Here is a 23173-nt window from a genome sequence, read left to right on the forward strand (position 1 = left end):
CGCGAAAGCCTGAGGTAAACACGATGTTTACTCGAAGGCGGCCCATTTTCGCCCGAAGCGAGCGATTATCGCTGTCCACTGCGGAGATAGGAGTCGTGAGGGATTATTAAAACCCGAAGGTAGTTTCTTGACAATCTGAGCTACCTGAAGGTGGCTTTAAAAATATATTATTAAGCATATTGTAAATATTATTGAATTAATAATTTCTATTTTTCCTATTGCCAGCGGAGTTAAGCTGCGTCCATAACAAATAAATGCCCTTACCATACTTGGAAGATAGGCTACCAAAAGAAGCCCACTTCCAGAAATAATAGATAATATTATTAATATCATTAAATGGTAGCTCCAGGATAAATATTTGTAGCTTATATTTCTCCTTTCACGCAGCATGGTTTTAACAAAAAACACACTGCCCATGAAAAATATTACACAAAATAACCAGGCCAGCCAAAGTTTGTTGCCAAATCCCCCCAGAGACAAATAGCCACTGGCTACTACCCCCAAAGACAAGATTGATATAGTGCTAAAATTACTGAGCATTCCCCTCTCTTTTTTTACTTGAATAAAGTATATATTGACAAGCAGCAAGGGCACTACCAAAAGCCCCAGCCATAGAATCCCAGGATATTTCGCAATTGGCACCGCCAAACCAAATATTGCCAAGGCACCATATATAATGGACCACTTTTTATAATCATCTACACCATTCCTTGCCCCTATGATATTCAGCAAACAATAAGCACAAAGAAAAAGGAACAGAAGGCCCAGGAAAAGGGGCAGATGAAGCCAGCTTTGCTGACTTAGTCCTAACCCAACTATAAAGGGAACAGCCAGCATTGCCCATACTCCATGTTCCTTGGGTAATATTATCATTATTAAACTCACCTCAATTCAAAGTATAACTTTCTATAGTAAAATAAACAGTGATGTAGATTACACAAGCTTAACAACAAACAAATAGGGAGTGCATTCCCAGTGGAGTGCACTCCCTTCATTTCTTATGCCAAACCTTCTTTTTTTCTAATGATAAATTTATATAGTTCCATTATTACTAGGATAGATGATGCAGTGAGTAGGAGATATACCCAGGATTCTGCAGATATTGGTGCCACCCTTAAGACCCTCTGCATGATAGGGATATGCATGGCTGCCACATGGATGCTTAAGGCAACAAGAATACCTATCATCAAGACCTTATTTCTGCTAAAGGGAATCTTGAACACCGAAATATATTCGGAACGACAGTTTAATGTATGGAAGTTACCAAACAAAACCACCAGTAAGAATAGCATATTCCTGGCCTCTGCTTCCGGCCAACCTCCTTCTAACAGCCAAAACCAAGCTCCAAAGGAAATTATGCCGATGGCCACTGAGGAAACTAATGTCTGGCGTATCATTTGCGGATCAAAAACACCTTCGTTAGGCCTGCGGGGTGGCCTCTTCATAGCTCCAGGTTCCCCTCCCTCGAAGGCTAAGGCAACGTCTTGAATGCCGTTTGTTACCAAGTTTAGCCAGAGCAACTGCACGGCCAGCAGAGGTATGGGCAGTCCGGTAAAAAGGGCCAGTACAAATAATAGAATTGAAGCGGCACCTGCTGAAACTAATAAATAAATAACCTTGCGAATATTGTCATAGGCATATCTGCCCTCTTCTATCCCTGCCACCAAGGAGGCAAAATTATCATCGGTTACTATGATTGAGGCGGTGTCTTTGGCCACATCTGTACCAGAACCCATGGCTACACCCACATTAGCCTTGCGCATGGCAGGGGCATCATTAACACCATCACCTGTTACCGCAACAAAGTGTCCATTCTTTAACAAAGCATCAACTATTTCTAGCTTTTGCATGGGGGTTACGCGGGCAAAGACATGGGTATTGGCTATCTTTTTAACAAATTCCTTACTTTCAGGGGGACCAATTTCCGATAATTGCATACCTGTTGCAACATCTTCCCACTCCTTAGCTATACCCAACTCCCTAGAAATGGCCAAGGCAGTTGCAGGATGATCCCCCGTTATCATCACAACATCAACCCCTGCCCCTTTACACTTATCTACTGCTTCTTTAACCTCCGGACGAAGCGGGTCGATTAAGCCAATCAACCCGAGCAGAGTAAGCTTAGGTAAATGCTCCTCCTGGTACTCTTCCCTCTCCTGTTCTATCTCCCCACTGGCGACAGCTATCACCCGGTAGCCCTTTTCAGATAGTATATTAACTTCTTGCTCTATAGCCCCGGGATCTATGCTTGTGGGACCCTGTTCGGTAAGAATACTCTGGCACCTAGGCAATAATACTTCAAGGGCACCCTTTAGGGCTACCTTAATTCTACTCTCTTCTCTATAAAAAACTGCAGCATACCTTCTCTCAGATTCAAAGGGTATCTCTCCGGCCACGTTTATTTCCTTTTTAATTTCATTGGGATCATAACCCATTTTATACCCAAAGGCTAATAGGGCTACGTCCACCGCATCTCCAGAGTGCTCCCATTGCTCTCCAGCTTGTTTTAATCTGCCTTCATTACAAATAATACCCGCCTTGGCCAGCTCTTTAAGCCGTTGCTCGGCAGCCCCACTTGGTTTCTGGTTCTGCTCATCAGTTACTTTCCCTTCACCGGAATAGCCTTGACCAGTAACTTGATATTGTTCTCCTGGAGCCAAAGCTACCATTTTTACGGTTTGCATGTTGACTGTAAGAGTACCTGTTTTATCACTGGCAATACAGGTGCAACTGCCCAGTCCCTCTACAGCAGTTAATTTACGGACAATGACATTTCTCCCAGCCATCCTGCGAGTTGCGATGGAAAGGGCTACCGTGATTGCCACGGGCAGTCCCTCTGGAATAGCAGCCACCGCTAGGGCCACGGCTATGAAAAATATTTCGTCATAGGGCATGCCCTGTAGGAATGATATAACTGATAAAAGGGATACGGCAACTAGTATGGCATAGCTGATAATTTTCGTAAATCTCTCCATGCGGATAACCAATGGGGGTTTAGTACTTTCTGAAAAGGTAACGGTTTTGGCAATTTTCCCCACTTCGGTTTCCTGTCCGATATTGACTACCAATCCTAAGCCACGGCCAGCCATTACGGTTGACCCGGCAAACAACAAGCTTGTTCTCTCAGGCAGAGCAGTCTCAATGGCTACAGAATCGGGGTTTTTATCCCTGGCTATGGATTCTCCTGTTAAAAGAGATTCGTCTACTGTAAGCTGGTTACTCTGAATCAATCTTATATCTGCAGGAACCTTGTTGCCAGACTCAAGCAACACCACATCTCCTGGCACTAAATCCTCAGCGTTGATCTCCTGCTCCATGCCATCTCTTCTAGCTACTACCACCACTTTTAATAAATTTTGAAGGGCAGCCGCACTTTTCTCTGCATTCCATTCCTGCACCGTGCCAATGATTGCATTTAAAAGCACCACGCCAAAAATAAAGATTGCATCAACTATTTCTCCCAATAGGACAGATATTACTCCCGCCACAAGCAATATGTAAATTAATGGGCTTAGAAACTGGTGCAAAAAAATTCCCACCAGTGTAGGAGGTTCCTTCACTTGCAAGATATTACTGCCGTATCTTTGCCGCCTCTCGTTAACTTGATTTTCATTAAGGCCATTTAGATTTGTGTCAAGTTTCCTCACAACTTCTTCTTCTGTAGTAGCATGCCAATGCTTTACAGGTAACAGTTCAGCTTTATTTTCCATCCAGAAATAACGTCCTCCTAACAGTTTTACATCCTAGGATAGTATGTACATTTCAACAAGTCAAAAATTCTCTTGCCCAAGTATATTTAAGACTACCTGAATATTTTTATCAAACATTCAGCTTATCTTCAGCAAGGATTAATTTTAGCATGGTAAATTTATCTTTATTATAATATTGGAGGCTATATGATGAAAAGAATATTTGTTACCCTGCTTTTATCAATGTCACTTTTTTTATTCATTTCTGCCAGTGCAAATGCAGCAACAATCAGCAAAGCAATCGATGTTAATTATCAGGACATTCAACTTTTAGTAGACGGCAGTGTTATAACTGTGCAACCAGACGAAGAACCATTAGTTTATAACGGCAGAACCTTTGTTCCTATCAGACTGGTGGCAGAGGCGTTAAATCTTAGTGTGGAATGGCTTGCTACAGAAAAAATTGTTATGATAAATTCCCTATCCACCTCATTGGATGAGCTAGATCAAAAGCAAATTGAAATTGATAATCTCAAACTTCAGCTGTCACAAAAAGAAAGCGAGATAGAGGATTTAATAGACAAAATAAGTTCCCTTGAAGATGAGGATAATATCCAAAATAGGATAGAGGATCTAGAGAATGATCTAATATACGATTACGATTATTTACAAGACGTTGGTATTGAGGATATTAGTCTTGATGGGGATAAAAATGAGCTTTATGTATATATGGATGTTGATCTGGGCTATTACGACTATGAGTGGGAATCCCTTAGGGACGGAGATATTGAAGATTGGCTTGATGATTTAGTTAGTGATATTCAATATGAATTATCAGAGGATACCGAAATAATAGGTAGAATAACCGACACTGATAGCTCTGATATTCTGGTTAAATTTTATAAATACGGTGATGACTCCCTTGAAGTAGCTTATTACGATGAGGATTACCGCTAACCTATTGGCAAGCTAAGCAACTACTTAGCTTGCTATTTTGCTGCTGGGAATAATTCCACTCTGTATTTCCATGGGGACAGGCGATTCAAATTTTAACTAATACCAGAAATCAGGATATTTTATTTGGGAAGAACAATTGTTTACCAGTACAGCAATAAGAACTAACATAAAGGCCCCTAATCCCACCGGAGCAAGGATATATGAAAAATCCTGACCCGTATAAACAGCCACAAAGGCAGTAGCCCCACCTGGAGGATGTAAGGTATGGGTAAGGTTCATTATAAAAATAGCTAAGCTGACTCCAAGGGCAATGGTCCACCACTGACTACCTATAAGTTGGTAAACTAACACCCCGGCTGCAGCCGACACCAAATGACCGCCTATTACATTTCTAGGCTGGGCCATAGGCACGTGACAAGCTGCATATAAGAGTACAGCTGTCGCCCCAAGGGATGGTACCAACAAGGGAATGTCATAATAAAGGTTTAGTAAAGAAATCAACCCTATACCTAAAAAGCTCCCCAGGGCAGTTATTATATGGCTTTTATAGCTTACTTGTTGAAAGACCGGGCAATTTCCGCCCCTCATTTTACAAAAATACTCGGATATAATGTTCAAATACTGCTGGGTTGAGGTATTTTTTGCCTTTTCCATATTAATAGGCACCTCCTAGACCTAGTTTAATACAGTAGTTGAAAAATGGATGTTAGCTATATCACACTAGAAATAAAAAATTCCCCTTCTCCGTTACAGCGAAGGGGAATTTAACTTAAGCCTAGCTAAAATGAATACATATATGGTAGCTGTACCAGCTAATATTGCAGCCATTAAAAGGAACCCAGCTTGATAACCATAAAAAGCTGCCACCATTCCCACCACTGGAGGACCTGCCACCTGCCCAAGATCCATTAGGGTACTAATGATACCTAAAGAAGCTCCAACCTCCCCTTTTCGGGCTATATCTGCGGCCAATGGACGGGTGCTGGAGGTAACCAAAGCAAAACCTAATCCAAAGCCAACGTTCATAATGCCAATAAATAAAATATTTTTACAAAAAAACAACCCACCCACAGCTAGGGAACAAAGCATAAGACCTGCTAATATTATAGGCATTCTACCTATCCTATCCGAGAGTCTGCCAAAAACTGGCTTGAAGATAATAATGCCTGCCAATTGCAGACCCATAATTACACCTATCAACCCTACTGTTATACCAAGTCCCTTGGCATAGATGGGGAAAATTACTTCAAAGGCTCCAAAGGAGAAAAAAACAACAGTTTCCAACATACCCACCATTACCAATGGGCGGTGAAAAAATATTTCTCTTAAATTAGACAACTTTTTGTTTTCCTTTAAGTTCTGCGAGTTTTTAGGAACAGTCAAGTTTTCTATTTTAAGCTTGATACTTACTCCTACTACGAGGGCAGCAAAACCAGATAAGGCACAAATTAGAAAAACACCATGGAATCCCCAAAAGGTCAAGATGAACCCGCCTACAAAAGGTGCCGTTGCCCTACCTATCATCGTAAGGGAGGAATATAAAGATAACAATTCGCCTTTTCGATGGCTACTATTTGACACTATTGCGGCCATTGCCACAGGCCCCAAAATAGCTGTTGCAATTCCATGATAAAAACGAACCACTGCCAGTTGTAGTGAATCATTTACCACCAAGTAAAGCGGAGGTGCAGTGGCAAATACTAAGAGTGCCAACATGAGCAACCTTTTCCAGCCGTACCTATCAGAGACAACTCCAGCATAAAAACTTAAAAATATACCTGGTACAGTTGAAGCCGCAGCGATCCAGCCCACCTGAGCTTCATTGGCCCCCAAATGTAACGCATAGAGAGGTAAAACCGGTATTTTTGAAAGAGTTGAGCTGAAAATTGCAGCCATACCGCACAAGCCCAAAGCCCAGAATACTTTTTGGCTTTTCTGCCCATTCATTATCCTTACTTGTTCATCCACTGGTGAATTTCTTGGTGAAGCTTAAGATAGCGCTTGGTGGTAATTTCATTTTTTCCATATTTAATAAAATGATTTAAAATATCTTCAAAATTTTCTTCTGCGCCCTTTTCATCTACTTCAACCAAATCCTCGGTATATATGTCTACCATTCTATCTGCATAGATTATTATCTTCTCTTCAGGGGTCTTAAGGGTATAGTCACGAACAGGTAAACCTAATTCCACTGCCTCTCTATCTGTTAATCCGCCCCTAATGTGCTTAAGAATAACATTGATAATACCATCTCCTAAACCAAGTTCCTGTGCCATTTGTGCTCCTATTTCTCCATGTTCTAATCCGTAGGTTTTAGCTTTCCCTAGGTCGTGGTAAATTGCTCCTAAGACAATAAGTTTTCTATCAATATCGATCTTGGTGCGACTGGATATTTCTAAAGCTTTTCTGGCTACCTCCACACTATGCTCAATGGCATCCTTGGGGCATCCAGCATTTATTAAAACCTCGATATCTTTCATGACCAAATCCTCGACTATATGAAGTAGAAATTCACTTACTGCTTCCTCTCCCCAGGACTCCCTAACATAGGATATATTCTCAGGCACCCGATCTAAGCTATGACGTTCTGCCTTAAGCTGCTTATCTGGATCATTATCCAACCAGTTATGCATACTTTGAAAATCTTTACCTGTTCTTTTTATACTAGTTAATAAATGATTCTTATAGGGAGGCATATTAACCACTCTCCTTAATTTAGTTTTTAATGTAACCTTGGTTACATTTTATTTTAGGTATTGTCTTTTGTCAATTGGGAATTACTTCAATTAATAATTATTTAAATAATATTTTGTAGTATTTATTTAAAATAAAGCTTATTGACAGAAGCCCTTAGAATTTTATATTATGTAACTATAGTTTCATTATATAACAAAAGGTTGATAATTATGAAATGGGTCCTGCTAGTATATAAATTACCAAAAGCCAAGACTACAGCAAAAAAGGTGGCTATCTGGAGAAAACTAAAAAAACTGGCTGTCTATCCACTGCAAGACTCCGTCTGCATCCTCCCCTACTCAGAACGTACCTTGGAGAATTTTGAATGGTTAGCGGAGGAAATTAAAGAAATGGGCGGGGATGCCACCCTCTGGGAAACAATAGCCCTTGATTATAGCCAGGAGGATCAGGTTAAAGAATATTTCCTCACACAGGTTAATAAACAATATAAGGAGATTATGGATAAGGTTGAAAATGCAATTAATATAAAACAACTGCAAAAACTTTGGACATTATTTCATCAGATAAAATCCCAGGACTACCTGCGATCACCTTTGTGGATTGAGGTAAAAGGTTTATTAGAAAAGAAGGCTTCTGAATTGTCAGGAAAGGATGAATAATTTTGAGGTGGATTACATGGGAAAATATTGGGGTTGACCGGATTTCAAGTGCCTGGCTGATCATAAGATTTATTGACCCTAACGCTGAATTTATGTTTATTAAAAAGGGAGCCAATGTTAAAGGTATAGATGGTATACCCTTTGATATTCCCGGGGTTACCCTAAGTCATAAACGTGGTCATTGTACCTTCTGTACAGTTTTAAAAGAATATGAATTAAATGATCCCGTACTAAACCATATTTGTAGTATTATTGATGCTGTCGATGCAGTATCTGATTTACTTCCTCCCCCTGAAGCAGCAGGCTTGGAGGTAATCTTCCGAGGCTTAGGGAAGGTACTTAATAATGATTATAAAACTTTAGAAACCGGCTATATCATTATGGATGCATTGTATAAACAGCTTAGAGAAGATTCCTAAATGGAACGGATATACTCATTGTCGTATAAAGAAGCCAACAGATCTTAGCTTATCTATGATCTGTTGGCTTTTTTATTATCTATTAGCCGTTATGATAATTTCACCCTTCTCACCCTTCCAGTCAACTTCGAATCCCAAATTCTCAATAATAAATCTCAAGGGTAGCATTGTCTTCATGTTAGAGATGTAGGGTTCGCTATCTAGCTCGATATTTTCACCATTTACAAGGGCGGTTTTTTCACCGATCCATAGTTCAATTTGCTGGGAATCAAGCACAATGGTCACCTTTTGTTCAGTTCCGTCCCAACTTATGATCCCACCCAGCATTTTAATTAATGGACTTATTGGCAGAAAGGCTCTGTTAGCTGTCAGTTCCGGGGTTATTTGTGATCCCGTATCTAATTGATAAGTTTTTTCGTTGACCACAATCACAGGGCTGCCAATACGTAGTACTATTTTATTTTTATCCAGATAAGGGTTTAGCACCGGTTCTTCGCTATAAAGGCTCATGTAATCAAAGATTATTCTCCCCGCCTCTGGTCGAAGGTCCCTCTGAAGCCTTTGGTTATTGAAAACAATTCCTGCTGGTTCCCATATATCAGGCCATTGACCGTGTTGACTAATTAGTTGTTGAGAAGCTACAATTGCAGCGACAATTGATACCGTAAAGCTGTTACTTAACTTTGCCTTTGCCCTTTGGAGCAAGTCTGAGGCCTTAGCTGTATCAAAATAATTATCCATGGCCATTAAGTAACCAATATTAAAAAGTTCTTCACCACTTAATGTCTCCAGATTAAGCTCATTGACAGATTTACCATAAACAATATTGGCGTATCTATCGGCATTATTCTTAGCATTGGCATCCCACCCAATAGCATTAATGACTGCAGCCTTTGTGTCAATGGGATGGTCGGGCGAAGCAAGATATGTGGCAATTTCTGTGTCAACAATCTTAATATCTGCAGCCCTGCTTACAATGTCTACATTAAGATATGCCTTAAAAAAATCCGTCGATGTAATCGGTGAATCGGCAAAGCTTGTCCCAGGGAAAAAGACTGTTGAAATAAATAAACAAAGGACTAATGCTAGTTTCTTCATGGTTATATCCCTCCAACACTTATTCATCTTAAAATAATATACTGCCTTTTACTAATAACTAAAAGGTATATTTTTAAAAAAATAGAAGTTATATGTACTTTCTTAAAAGTCTTGAGAGGTGTTGCCTACTTGTCCCTCATTTTTATTGTATTAGCTGTAATTCTCTTTTTTTTGTTCCGTTCTAAAATTAAAAAATTTGCCAGCTTTCTAAAGGGTTTGCTTATAATTGCAGTCCTTAGTTTAATACTTTTTAAAACATGGCCTATAATAATTTATTTATCAGGTACAATATTAAACTTTATAATTAATTCTATATCCACAATTGCAAATTGGTTATAAAGAATAAACTCCCAGGTTTTCACCTAGGAGTTTAATAAACACTGTAAGCTTCAGCAAGAACTTGTAACGGATGGTATACTTCCAAGCCAGTTAGATGTTTAACCTGCAATTGACACATACCGCACTCACTTAATACTCTGCCTATATTATTATCCTTAACTGAACGAACAATATTTTGCCCTATTTCCTTACTTATGGGGTATTTTTCTTTTTTAAAACCATAGCTGCCTGAAAGGCCACAGCATCCAGCATCCAGTTCCTGGACAGTAAGTCCTGGGATCAGTTGCATTATATCCATTGAAGGAATACCAAGTCCGGCAGCCTTTAAGTGACAGGGCTGGTGGTATCCATAATTTTTTTCTACCCTTGCAAATTTATCCTTTAGCTTACCCTCTTGCTTTAAAAGCTGTAAATATTCAAAGACATCTAATATTTCATCATTTAGTTCCTCGGCATTAAGGTTAAATAACTCTTGATATTCCCGTCTAAGGGTTAGATTACAGCTGGGGCAAGAGGTAATTATCTTATAGCCTTGATCAATATAGCCTTGTAGCTTTTGTATATTTTTCTTAGCAATAGCCTCAGCATCCTTTAATAGCCCGTTAGAAATCAAAGGCAGGCCACAGCAGCTAAACTTATCATTGATAACCTGAATACCATTTTGCTCCATCACATCTATTAATGCCAGACCTACCTCGGGGGTATTGTAATTTACATAACAGCCTGGATAATATACAATCTTTTGGTCAGAAACATATTGTTTTCTTTTTCTCTGTAACTGATAAAAGGTTTTGCCGGCATATTTGGGTAGGGTCATCTCTGCACTGACACCCATAAGCTTCTCGCCTATGCTGCGGAGAAATTTAATACTGCCGAAATAGTTAACTAATGGTGGTGCAAGACGGGAAGCCATACCCATCAGTTCCACCCGGCCTAATATTTTGTCTCTAAGGGGGGCGCCATTTAGAGCAACGTACTCCCCCTTTGCCTTACAGTTCATGGCCGAAATACTTACACCTGAGGGACAGGCCACATCGCAAGTTTTACAATTGCTGCAATAGCCCACTGATTCATGTACTGCCGCCGGTTCCTCCAGTCTAAAGCGTTCTAAATCAGGACCATTTTGTTTAGGACCGGAAAACTTATCTGTAACCCTGGCCACCGGGCAGTGGGACACACAAATTGAACATTTGATGCAGTTATCTAGGGCAAGTCTATGTTCCTGGCTCATTGTCCCACCTCCCCAACAAGTTTACCGGCCTTATAACCAGTGGCCAAAGCTACTCCGTTGCCGCATTTTTCTATCGCAAAATTGCTTCCAGATAGGTTAGCACCTGTTACCAATAGATTTTCCACCAATACCTGCCCTTGGTTATCTATTGGATGCAGGGAATCATTTACCCTAATACCAAACTTATTAAAGGGCTGGCCCTCCATGGCTAAGAATTCCTGGGTTGACCATTTACCTTCACATGTATCCACTGGCAACTTAAATATACTCTCCCAAACCTCCCCTAACTTTGAGGCTAAACCTCCGCCTAGAAAAGATCCAGTTGCCAGGACAATATTTTTAGCCTTTATATTGATTTGCTTTCCAGAACCGATAGCTAAGATTTCTAAGCATTTTTTATCTTTAATATAAGCATCTGTTACGGTACATCCCAGGATTACTTCCACGCCTTGTCTTTTAATATGATGCAATAACATTTGTTGCAATCGTTGTCCTGGAAGTGCAGGTGGAATATTAGCCACTTCGTAGATAGGACAACCCAGACCATTAGAAATGTTATCTACTGCCTTAGAATCCCACCTCTCGCCTAATACCGGCGGGAATAGAATTATAGTGTCTGCAGTAATATGTGAGATTAGCTGATTTATTATTGAACTTTGTATTTCTGTTTTTTCCAAAAGGTGAGCCAAATTATTAGAACTTAGCTCCCCCCCACCGGCTTTGATTAAAGCTGTATCTAGCCGGCAATCACTGCTCAGCTCTCCCGTATTTTTTAGATTATCTACGAGCACGTCGGGATAAAAATCCTTTAGCTCCTCAAAACCAACAACTAAGATTCTTTTAACATTATGCAGATTACCTAATGCCATACTGGCCGGGGCTAGATAGGTCGGACGTAATGTTCCTAGGGCAGTTGGAAGGAGCCAATTGCCTCCTTGGTTATCAAAGTAAGGATTGTTGTTCTCTGCACATATTTTTTGAAAAAAGGATACACTCTCACCTAATTCATCTATTACCAGTGAATAGGGGTGAGCCTGATTTACCTCCAGCATGGTGTCTATTTCCTCTATGGGGTTTGGGCAAACCTGTTCCGGATTATCAGTTCTGTAACCCCACAGATCAATACAGCCGGAAGACAGACCTATGGCCCCCATACCTTTAGCCACTAATAAAACCTTTTTATTATAAGCCGCAGCTTTAGCTGCAGCAATTAATCCAGACAGACCAGCACCTATTATCAGCACGTCAGTATTCTTTTTCATTTCATTCTCTCCATGGCAAATAGTGAGCTGTAGATTCCCGTTGACAACTGTGCCTCACGTAATTGCTGCCCCCACAAAACCGGTCTCATACCCTTCCAGCGCTTTTGTAAAAACTTTGTCAAATATAATTTGTGATTGCCGTTAAATTGTTTATATTCACGCAACGCTCCCAGGGTTCGATAACTGCAAAAGGTACCCTGGCAAGTACCCATGCCCATTCTTGTTTTACGGCGTATATCTCCTAGGGTAAAGCTATCACCATTTTGGGCAGCGTGGTTAATTTCTGCTAAACTAACCACTTCACATTCACAAAAGATCCGTTGTTTTTCCGGCTCCTTCTCGGCCATCTCTACTACTTCCACAAAACTATCACCTAGTCTATCCGCCGCCTTCTTGGCCCCAGGAATACCAAAGACCTTCACGCCTCTTTCTAAGAGCTGCTCATCCACCGGGGTTATTAGTGGTTCCTCGGCGGTACGGCATGGCGCAGCAATGCCTATGTGACTGGCTACCATATCAACTGTTTTTTCAGCCATTAATCTGAAGGTAGTAAATTTGCCCCCTACAATACTAACCATTCCGGCTAAACCGTCCCTTTTTTGGTGATCCAGCAGGGCAAAATTCCTGGTTACCGACCTTCCTCCACCAATATTCCCTTCTTGATAAAGTGGACGTACACCGGCAAAGGCCCGAATTAATCTATAATCATCAAGTCCTGGCATCATTTGCTTCCCTAACTCAATTAATTCACGAACTTCCCCGTGTCCAGGCTTGGTGCAATTAGGATCATCTACTGTAACGGAAGTAGTACCAAAAATGGTAATGGTACCATGGGGAACAAAGATATCCCCATCTCCCGGTGTTCTTAAACGATTTACGATGGTATTTGTCAGCCTATGATTATAGGCTACCAAAGTTCCCTTATCTTTAATCACATTAACTTCTAGGCCAGCTAAGGCAGCAACTTCCTTGGCCCAGGCACCGGCTGCGTTAATGATCATTTGACATTCAATATTAATTTTGTCTCCGGACAATAGATTAGTAACCTCAACCCCCGTTACCCTGCCTCCCCCTTGATGAATGGCACTTAGCTGGTGGTAAGTTAATACCTTAGCCCCGTAGCGGCGGGCTGAATTAACATTGCCCCAGAGAATCCTAAATCCATCAACGGCAGCATCCGGGACTTTAAAAGCCCTGATTATATCCGGGGAAAGTACCGGGTTGACTTTGATTAGCTGCTGTACATCCGTTTCTTCGCAGTCAATTCCAGCTTCAGCACAGGAGCTTATCCACCTTTTGGTGTATTCAGGATCATCTTCCGGTAATTGGATGAATATACCACCTGTCAGTTCGATGCAGTTAGGCGCTATCCGGCGTAGGATCAGGTTTTCTTCAATGCATTCCCTTGCGGCATCCTTATCCTTAACTGCATAACGTCCCCCACTGTGGAGTAATCCATGAAAGCGTGAACTGGTACCGTGGGCCAAATCTCCCTGCTCAACTAATATGCCGGATATGCCCCTTAAGGCCAGGTCTCGCAAAATACCTGTCCCGGTAGCTCCCCCGCCTATTACCACTACCTGAGCCTTATCCGTCAACATAGCATTACCTCCGATTCATCAGCAATATATAAGAGAAAAAAGCCACACAATAGAGGGTTCTCCCTATACTACTGTGTGGCTTCTCCTTTATCTCAAGCCTTCTATCAAATTCTTACTCGGTTTCCCAATCCATGCTGCGCTTAACAGCCTTCTTCCAGCCGGTGTAAAGCTTCTCTCTCTTAACCTCATCCATATGGTTCTCAAATCTGCGGTCTAATTTCCAACGCTCGGCTAATTCCTCTTTGCTGTTCCAGAAACCTACTGCAAGACCGGCCAGATAGGCTGCCCCAAGGGCAGTGGTCTCAATTACTTGAGGTCTGTCAACGGGAACTCCTAATACATCAGCCTGGAATTGCATCAACAGATTATTAGCCACAGCACCACCATCTACTTTCAGAGCTTGTAATTTAATACCTGAATCAGCTTCCATAGCACCTAATACATCTTTGGTTTGATATGCTAAGGAATCTAAGGCAGCTCTAATGATATGCTCTTTAGTGGTTCCACGGGTTAGACCTACAATGGCACCTCTGGCTCTCATATCCCAATAGGGAGCACCCAGTCCGGCAAAGGCGGGCACCAGGTATACACCGTCGGTATCTTCAACTTTGCTGGCAAAATACTCGGAGTCAGGTGCTTCCTCTAATAACTTTAGACCGTCCCTTAACCACTGAATTGCCGCTCCGGCTATAAAGATACTTCCTTCCAGGGCATACTCAACTTTACCGTCAATACCCCAGGCAATGGTGGTTAATAGCCCATTCTTAGAATCATATAGCTCATCACCTGTATTCATGAGCATAAAGCAGCCGGTGCCATAAGTGTTCTTGGCCATTCCAGGCTTATAGCATGCTTGTCCAAAAAGTGCTGCCTGCTGGTCACCTGCTACACCTGCAATGGCAACAGAGTGTCCTAAAAATTGCTCCGGTGCAGTTTCACCATAGACTTCGCTGGAAGCCTTTACTTCAGGCAGCATACTGGCAGGTACGCCTAAGGCCTCAAGTAATTCTTCATCCCAGCGTAATTCACGGATATTATACATCAGGGTTCGGGAAGCATTTGAATAATCTGTCACATGAACTTTTCCGCCGGTTAGTTTCCAAATTAACCAGGTATCCATAGTACCAAAAAGAAGTTCCCCTTTTTCAGCCTTCTCACGGGCACCCTCAACATTGTCTAAAATCCACTTAACTTTAGTACCTGAGAAGTAAGCATCAACTACTAAACCTGTTTTTGTGCGAAACACTTCTTCCAGACCCTTTGCTTTTAATTCATCACAGATACTGGCAGTACGGCGGCATTGCCAAACAATGGCGTTGTAAACAGGTTTGCCGGTATTTTTATCCCATACAACAGTTGTCTCACGCTGGTTGGTTATACCAATAGAAGCGATCTCCTGGGGGTCAATGCCGGTTTTTGCTACCAACTCGGCAACTACACCATATTGGGTGCTCCAGATTTCATCTGCATTATGCTCTACCCAACCGGCCTTAGGGTAAATTTGGGTAAATTCCTTTTGTGCAACACCCATAATGTTGCTGTTCTTATCAAACAAAATGGCCCGGCAACTGGTTGTACCCTGATCCAATGCTAATACGTATTTTTTTTCCATGAAGACACTCTCCTTTTCTATAATAAGTCAAGTAATCCTGGAAACCCTTACTGGAGAAAAATATTATCCTCCTTTTTAGTCATTTAGTTATTTAATAAGTTATTGATTTGTCAGATAACTTTTATGCTCTGATACTTAGTACATTTTAAACATTATTAAATGTCATTTCTAGAGGTTATATATGTTATTTTATATAACCTTCGCCTAATAGAATAAAAAATGTCTTGTTTAACAAAGCAAGACCTAAATGCAAAAAACCCACTATAAACATATATATTTCTATATGTCTACAGGGGGTTTGTCTCCATTACTCCATCAAATATCAAGTTATTTGCAGGTCAATTCTTAAAATTATTTGTATACTGGATACTATGTATTTAAATTTTACACTGTTTTAATCATTACTGCAATAATTTTTTAATTATTATGTTTATTAAATAATATTCCAAAGGTGTCTGAGACTGGTTGTAATGGCATCTATACCTTTTTCTAAGGCTTCCTGAACATCTGACTCGGTTTTTAATAAACCCCCGCCCAATACTGGTAATCCCAGGGATTTTTTCATATCCCTTATAACATACTCAGGTATGGTGGCAGGCAATACTTCTACAGCATGGGGCTTAATATTGTCTGCTACCCGGATAGCTGTTTTTATGGATTCAGAATCAACGATGAATAATCTTTGTACTACTATTAGCTCCTCTTCCTTAGCTGCCTTAGCTAAATTGGACTTCGTTGTAACTACACCCTGTAAGCCCATTCTTTTAAGGAGATGTAAGCCGGCCCGGTCTTTTCCAATGCCTTCTACAAGATCAATATGTGCGAGCAATACTTTTTTGGCAGCAGTTACTCTCTTTATTATAGTAGGGAGGTAGTTGATATCACCACCTAAAAGAAATATTGAATTGATGTTTCGGTGTCCAATGGCCTCCTGAATGTCTTCCACCCTTCTAATGGCCGCACCTATCTTCCTTCCCGCCATTACCTTCGTAAGAAATTCCATAACTTCCCCCTAAGCTTTCATTTCTTGCTATTAATTATTCCTTCTAATGGCGCAAAATAATAACGGCCCTCTTACAAAAGTAATTAGGCCGTTTTTTGTGGCGATAATTAATGTCCGGCTACGACAGGCAAGCCTAATATATCGCTAACCTCCGCAGCTTTAATGCTTTCTTCTCGAATTAATTGTAATACCCTGTGTTTAATAGCCAGGAACTCTGGCAGTTCTTTAACCTCATAGCTTCTCGGACGTGGTATGTCTACAGATATCACTTCTTTTATCTTACCTGGTCTGGCAGTCATTATGTAAATATTGTCTCCAAGGAATATGGCTTCCTCCACATCATGGGTAACAAAAAGTATTGTCTTTTTAGTAGCCTCCCATACTTTGAGTAGAAGCTCTTGCATTATTGTCCTGGTCTGGGCGTCAAGGGCCCCAAAGGGTTCATCCATCAAAAGCACCTCAGGATTATTGGCCAAAGCCCTGGCAATGGCAACCCTTTGTTTCATTCCACCGGAGAGATTTACAGGATAGTTATTTTCAAAGCCTGTCAACCCAATAAGCTGAAGATACTGCCTGGCAGTGTCTTTCTTTTGCTTGGCAGGTACTCCACTTAAATTTAAACCAAATTCTATGTTTTCCTGAACCGTAAGCCAGGGAAATAGGGTGTAGGACTGAAATACCATACCCCTGTCCGGACCAGGTCCGATTATTTTTTGGCCATCCATCAAGACCTCACCCGATGACGGGTTAACCAGTCCCGCCACAACCCTTAAAATAGTAGATTTTCCGCAACCCGATGGACCAAGGATGGTGACGAATTCACCGGGTGAAACCTTGAAGCTGGTACTTTGCAAGGCCTCCACAGTACCTTGGCTTCCATTAAAAACTTTACATACTTCCTCTATGCTTAATTTTATCTGTTTCATTATTACGCCACTCCTCCCCTCTGCCAGGGAAACAACACTTTATATAACCATTTAAATAATAGATCTGTAATTAAACCTAATAGTCCAATGGTAACAATGAAAACAAATATCTTGCCAATTTGACCGTATCTGGCCGCCATCATAATTGCATAACCCAGCCCCGAATTAGCTCCAACAATCTCCGCTACAACCAAATAGGTCCAGGCCCAGCCAAAAGTAATCCGCAGTGTATCTACAATACCTGGCAAAGCTGCAGGAAAAATCACTTTGGTAAACACCTTTATTCCCTTAGCCCCTAGAGTATAACTAACCTCCACCAAATCCTTGGATACATCCTTAGCAACATTCATAATCATTAAGGTTTGTTGAAAAAAGGTGCCAAAAAAGATAACCATGATTTTTTCAGACTCACCTAAACCCAGCCATAGGATAAACAGGGGAATGAAAGCAGAAGCGGGTAAATATCTGATGAAACCAAACATAGGTTCAAAAAAACCTTCTACCGGACGTAATGTCCCCATCAGCATGCCGAGGGGAATAGCAATCAGGGCTGAAATAATAAAGCCTGCGGCAACCCTGTAAGTGCTGATAAGTGTGTTTTCCAGAAGCACACCGTTAGTAATCAGCTCCCAACCAGTAGATAACACCTTATCAGGAGTTGGCAAAAACATGGATGAAACAAGACCTGTGTAGGTTAATAAGGACCAGAAAATTAATAGCAGTATAAAATGGCTTAGCCCTAAAGCAGTGTATTGCCTAGTAGTGATATTTGTACTATATAATGGCATTATAATTCCCCCAATGATGACAATAGCAGCGCAACCAAAATCCGGTTGCGCCGCTTAAGAAGTTTAATAATTACTTACCAACCTTTTCTATATAGCTAACATCCGCCATATCCTTGGTGTCAATTTGGTTTTCGATAACCTTCATATTATAGTAAAACTCAGCTGCACTGGATAGGGTGTTTTGCAGTTCACCCTGGTACAGCTTCTTGTTGTCTTCTAGGTTGTATAGCTTGATCCCATCTAGGAAGCCCTGGGGCTCCATGTTCATGCCCTTAGCCATAACATTAGTGGCATCCTCTTCATTGGCGGCAAAGTAATCCATAGCCTTGGCTAAGGCATTTACAACTGCCTGTACTTCCCTGGGATGACTTTCTGCAAAGTCTTGACGGAAAGCAACTGCATCAACTATGAGACCAGGTGCATCTTTAGAGTCAACTAGCAGATGACCATTACCCTCTTTTACCCCACGGCCAAGCCAGGGTTCCCAGGTAACTGCAGCGTCAATTTTACCCGCAACGAAGGCCTGACCAGCATCACCGGAGGAGCCCATGGGGGTAATAGTAATATCCTTGTCCGAAAGACCCACCTTTTGCAGGCAGCTCAATAAGAAGAAGTGACTGGTTGTTCCTACATCTAAAGCCACTGAACGACCCTTGAGATCCTCCAGGGTTTTAATATCCTGTTTAGCTAGAATTCCGTCGGCACCGTAGGATGTATCAAGGGCCCATACAACCTTCATGGGAATGCCCTCAGCCTGAACGGTGGATTCGATATCCAGGGTTGTGGCCATGGCATCAACCTTATTACCCTTTAAGGCCGCCTTACGCTCAGCCAAGCCTTCTACGATAGAAATTTCTACCTCAACACCTTCTTCTGCGAAGAAGCCTTTATCCCTTGCTAAGAAGAGGGGTCCGTAACCAGCCCATGTACATAGGGTAATACGAACTTTCTCCATTGGTATGTCAGCAGCCTGTTCGCTTCCCTTACTTTCATCTGCTTCCTTGGAACCACCACAGCCTGCCAGGACGCTGGCCAGCATTGTCAGTACCATCAACAATGCCAATAATTTCTTGTTTCTCCCCACTAACACTTTAACACTCCCCCTGATTATTAGTTCTTCTTTTTAACTAATTAAAGCACTAGCACAAAACATTCGCTAAATATTTTGGTTATCCTGCTAATATTTCACAATTTATAAGGATTATTGTATAATATTTCATTTTATTTATTATTAATAAATGTTTCAATTTCTGACAATAGTAGTTGATTCTCCTCAGAGGTTCCCAGGCTTATACGAAGACACTGTGGTAAGCCGAAATGGAAGCCTGGTCTCACCACGATCCCTTTTTCAAGAAGGAACTCAAATAAAGGACGGGCATCTGTTCCTATGTCCACCAAAAGGAAATTAGTTTGTGAATCAGCACAGGCCAAGCCCATTTTTCTCAGGCTGTTAATAACCAGCTCCCTTTGCAGGGTGTTTTGCTGTTTTGCAGTAATTACGTGTTCTTGATCCCGCCAAGCAGCTAATGCTGCAACCTGTCCCAGGAGATTAACATTAAAGGGCGGCCTGACCCTCTGGGTTATCTGAATCAACCCTTCATTTCCCAAAAGATAACCAATGCGAAGGGCTGCCAAGCCATAAATCTTTGAAAATGTTCTTATAACCAACAGATTGGCATGGCTGTTAATGAGCCTAATTAGGCTGCTTTCCTCAGGATTATCGGTATATTCATTGTAGGCCTCATCTACCACCACGATAATATGCTCAGGAATAGCTGCTAAAAATTCAGCTAATTGATTAAAGGGCAGTAAGGTTGAGGTTGGGTTATTTGGGTTACATATAAAGATCATTTTTGTTTTATCAGTAATTGCAGCTTTCATGGCCTCTAGATCCAATATCCAACCAGCCAGAGGTATTTTTACCACCTCTCCACCCACCATGTGGGTTGCTGCCCCATAGGCCCCAAAGGTAGGAAAGGGTACAATTACTTCCTGTTCTGGTGCCACAAAAGCCTGAACTACCAGATTAATTACTTCGTCTGCCCCATTCCCTATTAAAACCTGATTGGTTGATAGCCGGAAATCCTCAGCAATGGCAGAGCATAGCCCATCGGCGTAGGAGGCCGGATATAATTGCAGTGCACCTATTGCTTCCTGCAAAGCCTCCTGAACCCTTGGCGAAGAACCATAGGGACTTTCATTAAAGGAAAGCTTTATGACCAGCTCAACACCAAGCTGTTTTTTTATATCAGCCACCGGAAGGTCTGGGCATTCCCGTGAAAAACACTGTAGTTTATCGACACCTGGTCTTGCACACTCTAACTTATTTAAGGACATACCTTAATGTTCCCCTTCACTTATATTTTCTGTCCCAGCAGGTCTGCTGATATAATTGCCTCTTTCAACATAACAGCCGTAACTTCATAGGGCATATTTTTTATATCGTCAGTTGCCAAGGTTCCCTCAATGATTGTTGTCAGATCACCTTCTGTACAGTTAAGGAGACCCAATTCTGCCAAGTTGCAGGGCAGAAAAAGATTTCTATAGTGTTTTGCTAGCTTGATGGCTTCCTGCTCTTTATTGTCCAGCACTAGTTGTACAAGAATCCCAAAGGCCACCATTTCACCATGGAGGCTTTTTTCATGAATATCATGGACCCCGGTTAATCCGGAATAAATGGCGTGGGCAGCAGCCGTGCGGCAGTCGTCCCCCCCCATACAACTTACAGTACCGCTGAGCAGGATAATGGCATCAATTACTTCTTCCAGTTCTGGCTTTACAAGCTGCTGATTAACTGCCTCAATGGCCTGTTGACCTGTTTCGATGATGGTCTGATAGCAAAGATGAGCACTCGCCTTGGCTAGCCCGATAACAGCGCTGCCAAATTTGTTTTGAGTGGAGATCTCCGTCTCGTACCATTTAGAAAGGGTATCCCCCATCCCTGCAATCAAGTATCGAACCGGTGCTTCGGCAACAATCTCCGGGTCCACAAAAATAGCCTCCGGCATGGCTGCCTCAAAGCACATTTCAAGAAACTTGCCATTGTTATCATATAGAATCGAAAGTGGTGTCCATGGTGCACAGTTTGATGCAATGGTAGGCACTGTGACTAGGGGAATATTCAAACGAAAGGCTGCTATTTTTACCGTATCCAGCACCTTACCCCCACCCACGGCAATTAACATATCGGCTTCTGTAGATTGGGCTGCCTGGACTACCCTCTGAATATTACTTTCGCAGCATTCTCCTCCGTATAATATGGAGTCTGGTACTGACTGCTGGGCTGACATGAAGGAATTATTAATTTTTTCAGAAGCTGCTTGTAATGCTTTTTCTCCCCCAACTACTAAGGGATTCTTAGCTAGTTTTGAACATACCTGGGGAAGCTTTGCTAATGCTCCTGGTTCTCTAACATAAAGCGCTGGTCCTGGTTGTCGATACAAAATAAAACCCCCTGTAATTACAATCTTCAAAGCTTGTATCTTCATTCGACATCTGGTTACAATTTCCTTTATTGAAATAGTCTAATAAATAGATAAACACCCTATCGGGTGTCTCAGTTATTTTTTATTAAACTCTACATAAAAGGTAGTCCCCATACTGGAGCTGTCCACAGAAATTGTAGCATTATGCCTGGCCGCAATACTATAGCAAATAGCAAGACCCAACCCGGTGCCATTGTCCTTTGTTGTAATAAAGGGTGTCCCTAAATTATTTATAATATTAGCGTCAATTCCCGTTCCTTGGTCTTGAACAGTTAAAAATATCTTGTCTTCTGTCTCATATGTCTTTATGGTTAGCAGGCCATTTACCGGCATAGCCTCTAAGCCGTTTTTCACCAGGTTAAGAATCATCTGTCTTATCTCATTATTATTTAAATACAGGCTGTTTAATTCTCCCAATTCAAGTTTGACAGTTTTATCATACTCAATGGCTTCCGCTTGTAGCAGCGGGTGTAGAGAAGTAATAATTTTATTTAAATTGACTTCGTTTTTCGGAGTCGGTTTATTTTTAGCCAGAGATAAAAACTCACTAATAATGGTATTTGCTCGATCCAACTCTTCAATCATAATACCGTAATACTCCTGGTATTTGTTACATTCTTCCTTTTCACTTAGAAGCTGTAATAGGCCACGAACCGTGGTCATGGGGTTGCGAATTTCATGGCCGAGCCCCGCTGCCATCTCCCCTATTAGATTCAGCCTGTCGAGACGCCCCATTTCCCTCTCAATTTGCTTGCGTTCAGTAATATCAAAACCCATCTCCAAAACCATGGTTTTACCATCATAATCTGAGTAGGGAAAAGCATATAAATCATAGGTTTTATTAGTTTTCACACAATCCCATTCCCAGCGATAGGTCTTTTTTGTTTTTATAACCGAATAAGTGTAACAAACATCACAAGGTTTTGTATTATTCTCAAAGATTTCATAACACTTTTTTCCTATCACATCCATTCCATAGTTGTCACATAGAAATTGGTTTGCATAAATAATTGAATAATCTTGATCCATCAAATGGACTAGTATAGGCAGAAAATCAAAATGAGAAAAAATTCTTCTGCTCTCTTCCATTAATGATCTTTTTTCTTCCCTTAAAACTTTAACAAAGCTGCAGGTATCCATTTTGTACCATCCTAATTTGTTTTGTTTATATATTATATTCTCCTTCTGAATATCCTTCAAAAATCACTAATATTTTTTAAATTTCATCTTAACTTTTTTACTACAAATGGAATGAAAAAAAACCAAGGATTAATAACCCTTGGTTTAAAAATTGGTGCGGTCGAGAGGACTTGAACCTCCATGCCCTTGCGAGCACTAGAACCTGAATCTAGCGCGTCTGCCAATTCCGCCACGACCGCATATATTTATTTTATAAATTTTACCTCT

The 23173-nt window shown here is 41.2% G+C and carries 20 protein-coding genes and 1 tRNA gene; 3 read left to right on the forward strand and 18 right to left on the reverse strand.

Annotated features, from left to right (window positions below; genetic code table 11):
- Positions 1-156 precede the first annotated feature (156 nt).
- Entirely contained in the window at positions 157-873 is a 717-nt protein-coding gene (locus tag P6N53_RS10205) for a YwiC-like family protein (protein WP_304542765.1), read from the reverse strand.
- 125 nt (positions 874-998) lie between these two features.
- Positions 999-3710 (reverse strand): cation-translocating P-type ATPase, encoded by a 2712-nt coding sequence (locus P6N53_RS10210; protein ID WP_304542768.1) that lies wholly within the window; start codon positions 3708-3710, stop codon positions 999-1001.
- Positions 3711-3899: 189 nt separating this feature from the next.
- Here P6N53_RS10210 and P6N53_RS10215 point away from each other — a divergent pair, with 189 nt between their 5' ends.
- Positions 3900-4646 carry a stalk domain-containing protein gene (locus tag P6N53_RS10215; RefSeq protein WP_304542770.1) on the forward strand — a complete coding sequence of 249 codons (747 nt, stop codon included), beginning with the start codon at positions 3900-3902 and terminating at the stop codon, positions 4644-4646.
- A 96-nt stretch (positions 4647-4742) separates the two neighbouring features.
- Here the strand turns inward: P6N53_RS10215 and P6N53_RS10220 are convergent, their stop codons facing one another.
- The 3 genes from P6N53_RS10220 to P6N53_RS10230 form a co-directional block, all read right to left on the reverse strand.
- The gene (locus P6N53_RS10220; protein WP_304542772.1) at positions 4743-5300 is read right to left on the reverse strand and encodes an HPP family protein; all 558 of its coding nucleotides are present in this window, start codon (positions 5298-5300) and stop codon (positions 4743-4745) included.
- Between the two features lie 93 nt (positions 5301-5393).
- Complete coding sequence (locus tag P6N53_RS10225) at positions 5394-6614, reverse strand: MFS transporter (protein ID WP_304542774.1); 1221 nt, start codon at positions 6612-6614, stop codon at positions 5394-5396.
- Positions 6599-7342 (reverse strand): HDIG domain-containing metalloprotein, encoded by a 744-nt coding sequence (locus P6N53_RS10230; protein WP_304542776.1) that lies wholly within the window; start codon positions 7340-7342, stop codon positions 6599-6601. The genes P6N53_RS10225 and P6N53_RS10230 overlap by 16 nt, the downstream gene beginning before the upstream one ends.
- A 210-nt stretch (positions 7343-7552) precedes the next feature.
- Here P6N53_RS10230 and P6N53_RS10235 point away from each other — a divergent pair, with 210 nt between their 5' ends.
- Together P6N53_RS10235 and P6N53_RS10240 are read left to right on the forward strand one after the other, a co-directional pair.
- The gene (locus P6N53_RS10235) at positions 7553-8002 is read left to right on the forward strand and encodes a Chromate resistance protein ChrB (RefSeq protein WP_304542778.1); all 450 of its coding nucleotides are present in this window, start codon (positions 7553-7555) and stop codon (positions 8000-8002) included.
- A 2-nt stretch (positions 8003-8004) separates the two neighbouring features.
- On the forward strand, positions 8005-8421 hold the full coding sequence (locus P6N53_RS10240) for a chromate resistance protein ChrB domain-containing protein (RefSeq protein WP_304542780.1): 417 nt from the start codon (positions 8005-8007) through the stop codon (positions 8419-8421).
- Between the two features lie 75 nt (positions 8422-8496).
- On the opposite strand, the gene P6N53_RS10245 is transcribed toward P6N53_RS10240, so the two are convergent.
- From P6N53_RS10245 to P6N53_RS10305, 13 genes are all read right to left on the reverse strand, one after another.
- Positions 8497-9519 carry a stalk domain-containing protein gene (locus P6N53_RS10245; RefSeq protein WP_304542782.1) on the reverse strand — a complete coding sequence of 341 codons (1023 nt, stop codon included), beginning with the start codon at positions 9517-9519 and terminating at the stop codon, positions 8497-8499.
- Between the two features lie 370 nt (positions 9520-9889).
- Positions 9890-11089 carry an anaerobic glycerol-3-phosphate dehydrogenase subunit C gene (locus P6N53_RS10250; protein WP_304542784.1) on the reverse strand — a complete coding sequence of 400 codons (1200 nt, stop codon included), beginning with the start codon at positions 11087-11089 and terminating at the stop codon, positions 9890-9892.
- Positions 11086-12351 carry an anaerobic glycerol-3-phosphate dehydrogenase subunit GlpB gene (gene glpB, locus P6N53_RS10255; protein ID WP_304542786.1) on the reverse strand — a complete coding sequence of 422 codons (1266 nt, stop codon included), beginning with the start codon at positions 12349-12351 and terminating at the stop codon, positions 11086-11088. The genes P6N53_RS10250 and glpB overlap by 4 nt, the downstream gene beginning before the upstream one ends.
- Entirely contained in the window at positions 12348-13952 is a 1605-nt protein-coding gene (glpA, locus tag P6N53_RS10260; RefSeq protein WP_304542788.1) for an anaerobic glycerol-3-phosphate dehydrogenase subunit GlpA, read from the reverse strand. The genes glpB and glpA overlap by 4 nt, the downstream gene beginning before the upstream one ends.
- A 112-nt stretch (positions 13953-14064) precedes the next feature.
- The gene (gene glpK, locus P6N53_RS10265; RefSeq protein WP_304542790.1) at positions 14065-15564 is read right to left on the reverse strand and encodes a glycerol kinase GlpK; all 1500 of its coding nucleotides are present in this window, start codon (positions 15562-15564) and stop codon (positions 14065-14067) included.
- A gap of 433 nt (positions 15565-15997) precedes the next feature.
- The gene (locus tag P6N53_RS10270) at positions 15998-16567 is read right to left on the reverse strand and encodes a glycerol-3-phosphate responsive antiterminator (protein WP_304542792.1); all 570 of its coding nucleotides are present in this window, start codon (positions 16565-16567) and stop codon (positions 15998-16000) included.
- 107 nt (positions 16568-16674) lie between these two features.
- Complete coding sequence (locus P6N53_RS10275; RefSeq protein ID WP_304542795.1) at positions 16675-17493, reverse strand: ABC transporter ATP-binding protein; 819 nt, start codon at positions 17491-17493, stop codon at positions 16675-16677.
- A 2-nt stretch (positions 17494-17495) separates the two neighbouring features.
- A complete protein-coding gene (locus P6N53_RS10280) occupies positions 17496-18281 on the reverse strand; it encodes an ABC transporter permease (RefSeq protein ID WP_304542797.1) in 786 nt (261 codons plus the stop codon).
- A gap of 70 nt (positions 18282-18351) precedes the next feature.
- Positions 18352-19371 (reverse strand): ABC transporter substrate-binding protein, encoded by a 1020-nt coding sequence (locus P6N53_RS10285; RefSeq protein WP_304542799.1) that lies wholly within the window; start codon positions 19369-19371, stop codon positions 18352-18354.
- Positions 19372-19502: 131 nt separating this feature from the next.
- Positions 19503-20618 (reverse strand): histidinol-phosphate transaminase, encoded by a 1116-nt coding sequence (gene hisC / locus P6N53_RS10290; RefSeq protein WP_304542801.1) that lies wholly within the window; start codon positions 20616-20618, stop codon positions 19503-19505.
- A gap of 20 nt (positions 20619-20638) precedes the next feature.
- A complete protein-coding gene (locus P6N53_RS10295) occupies positions 20639-21724 on the reverse strand; it encodes an iron-containing alcohol dehydrogenase family protein (protein ID WP_304542803.1) in 1086 nt (361 codons plus the stop codon).
- Between the two features lie 117 nt (positions 21725-21841).
- Positions 21842-22906, reverse strand: coding sequence for an ATP-binding protein (locus tag P6N53_RS10300; RefSeq protein ID WP_304542805.1), 1065 nt, complete (start codon positions 22904-22906; stop codon positions 21842-21844).
- A 152-nt stretch (positions 22907-23058) separates the two neighbouring features.
- Positions 23059-23145: transfer RNA gene (locus tag P6N53_RS10305), tRNA-Leu, on the reverse strand.
- Positions 23146-23173 lie beyond the last annotated feature (28 nt).

Origin of the sequence: Desulforamulus aquiferis, from assembly GCF_030577015.1 — a bacterium.
GTDB lineage: Bacteria > Bacillota > Desulfotomaculia > Desulfotomaculales > Desulfotomaculaceae > Desulfotomaculum > Desulfotomaculum aquiferis.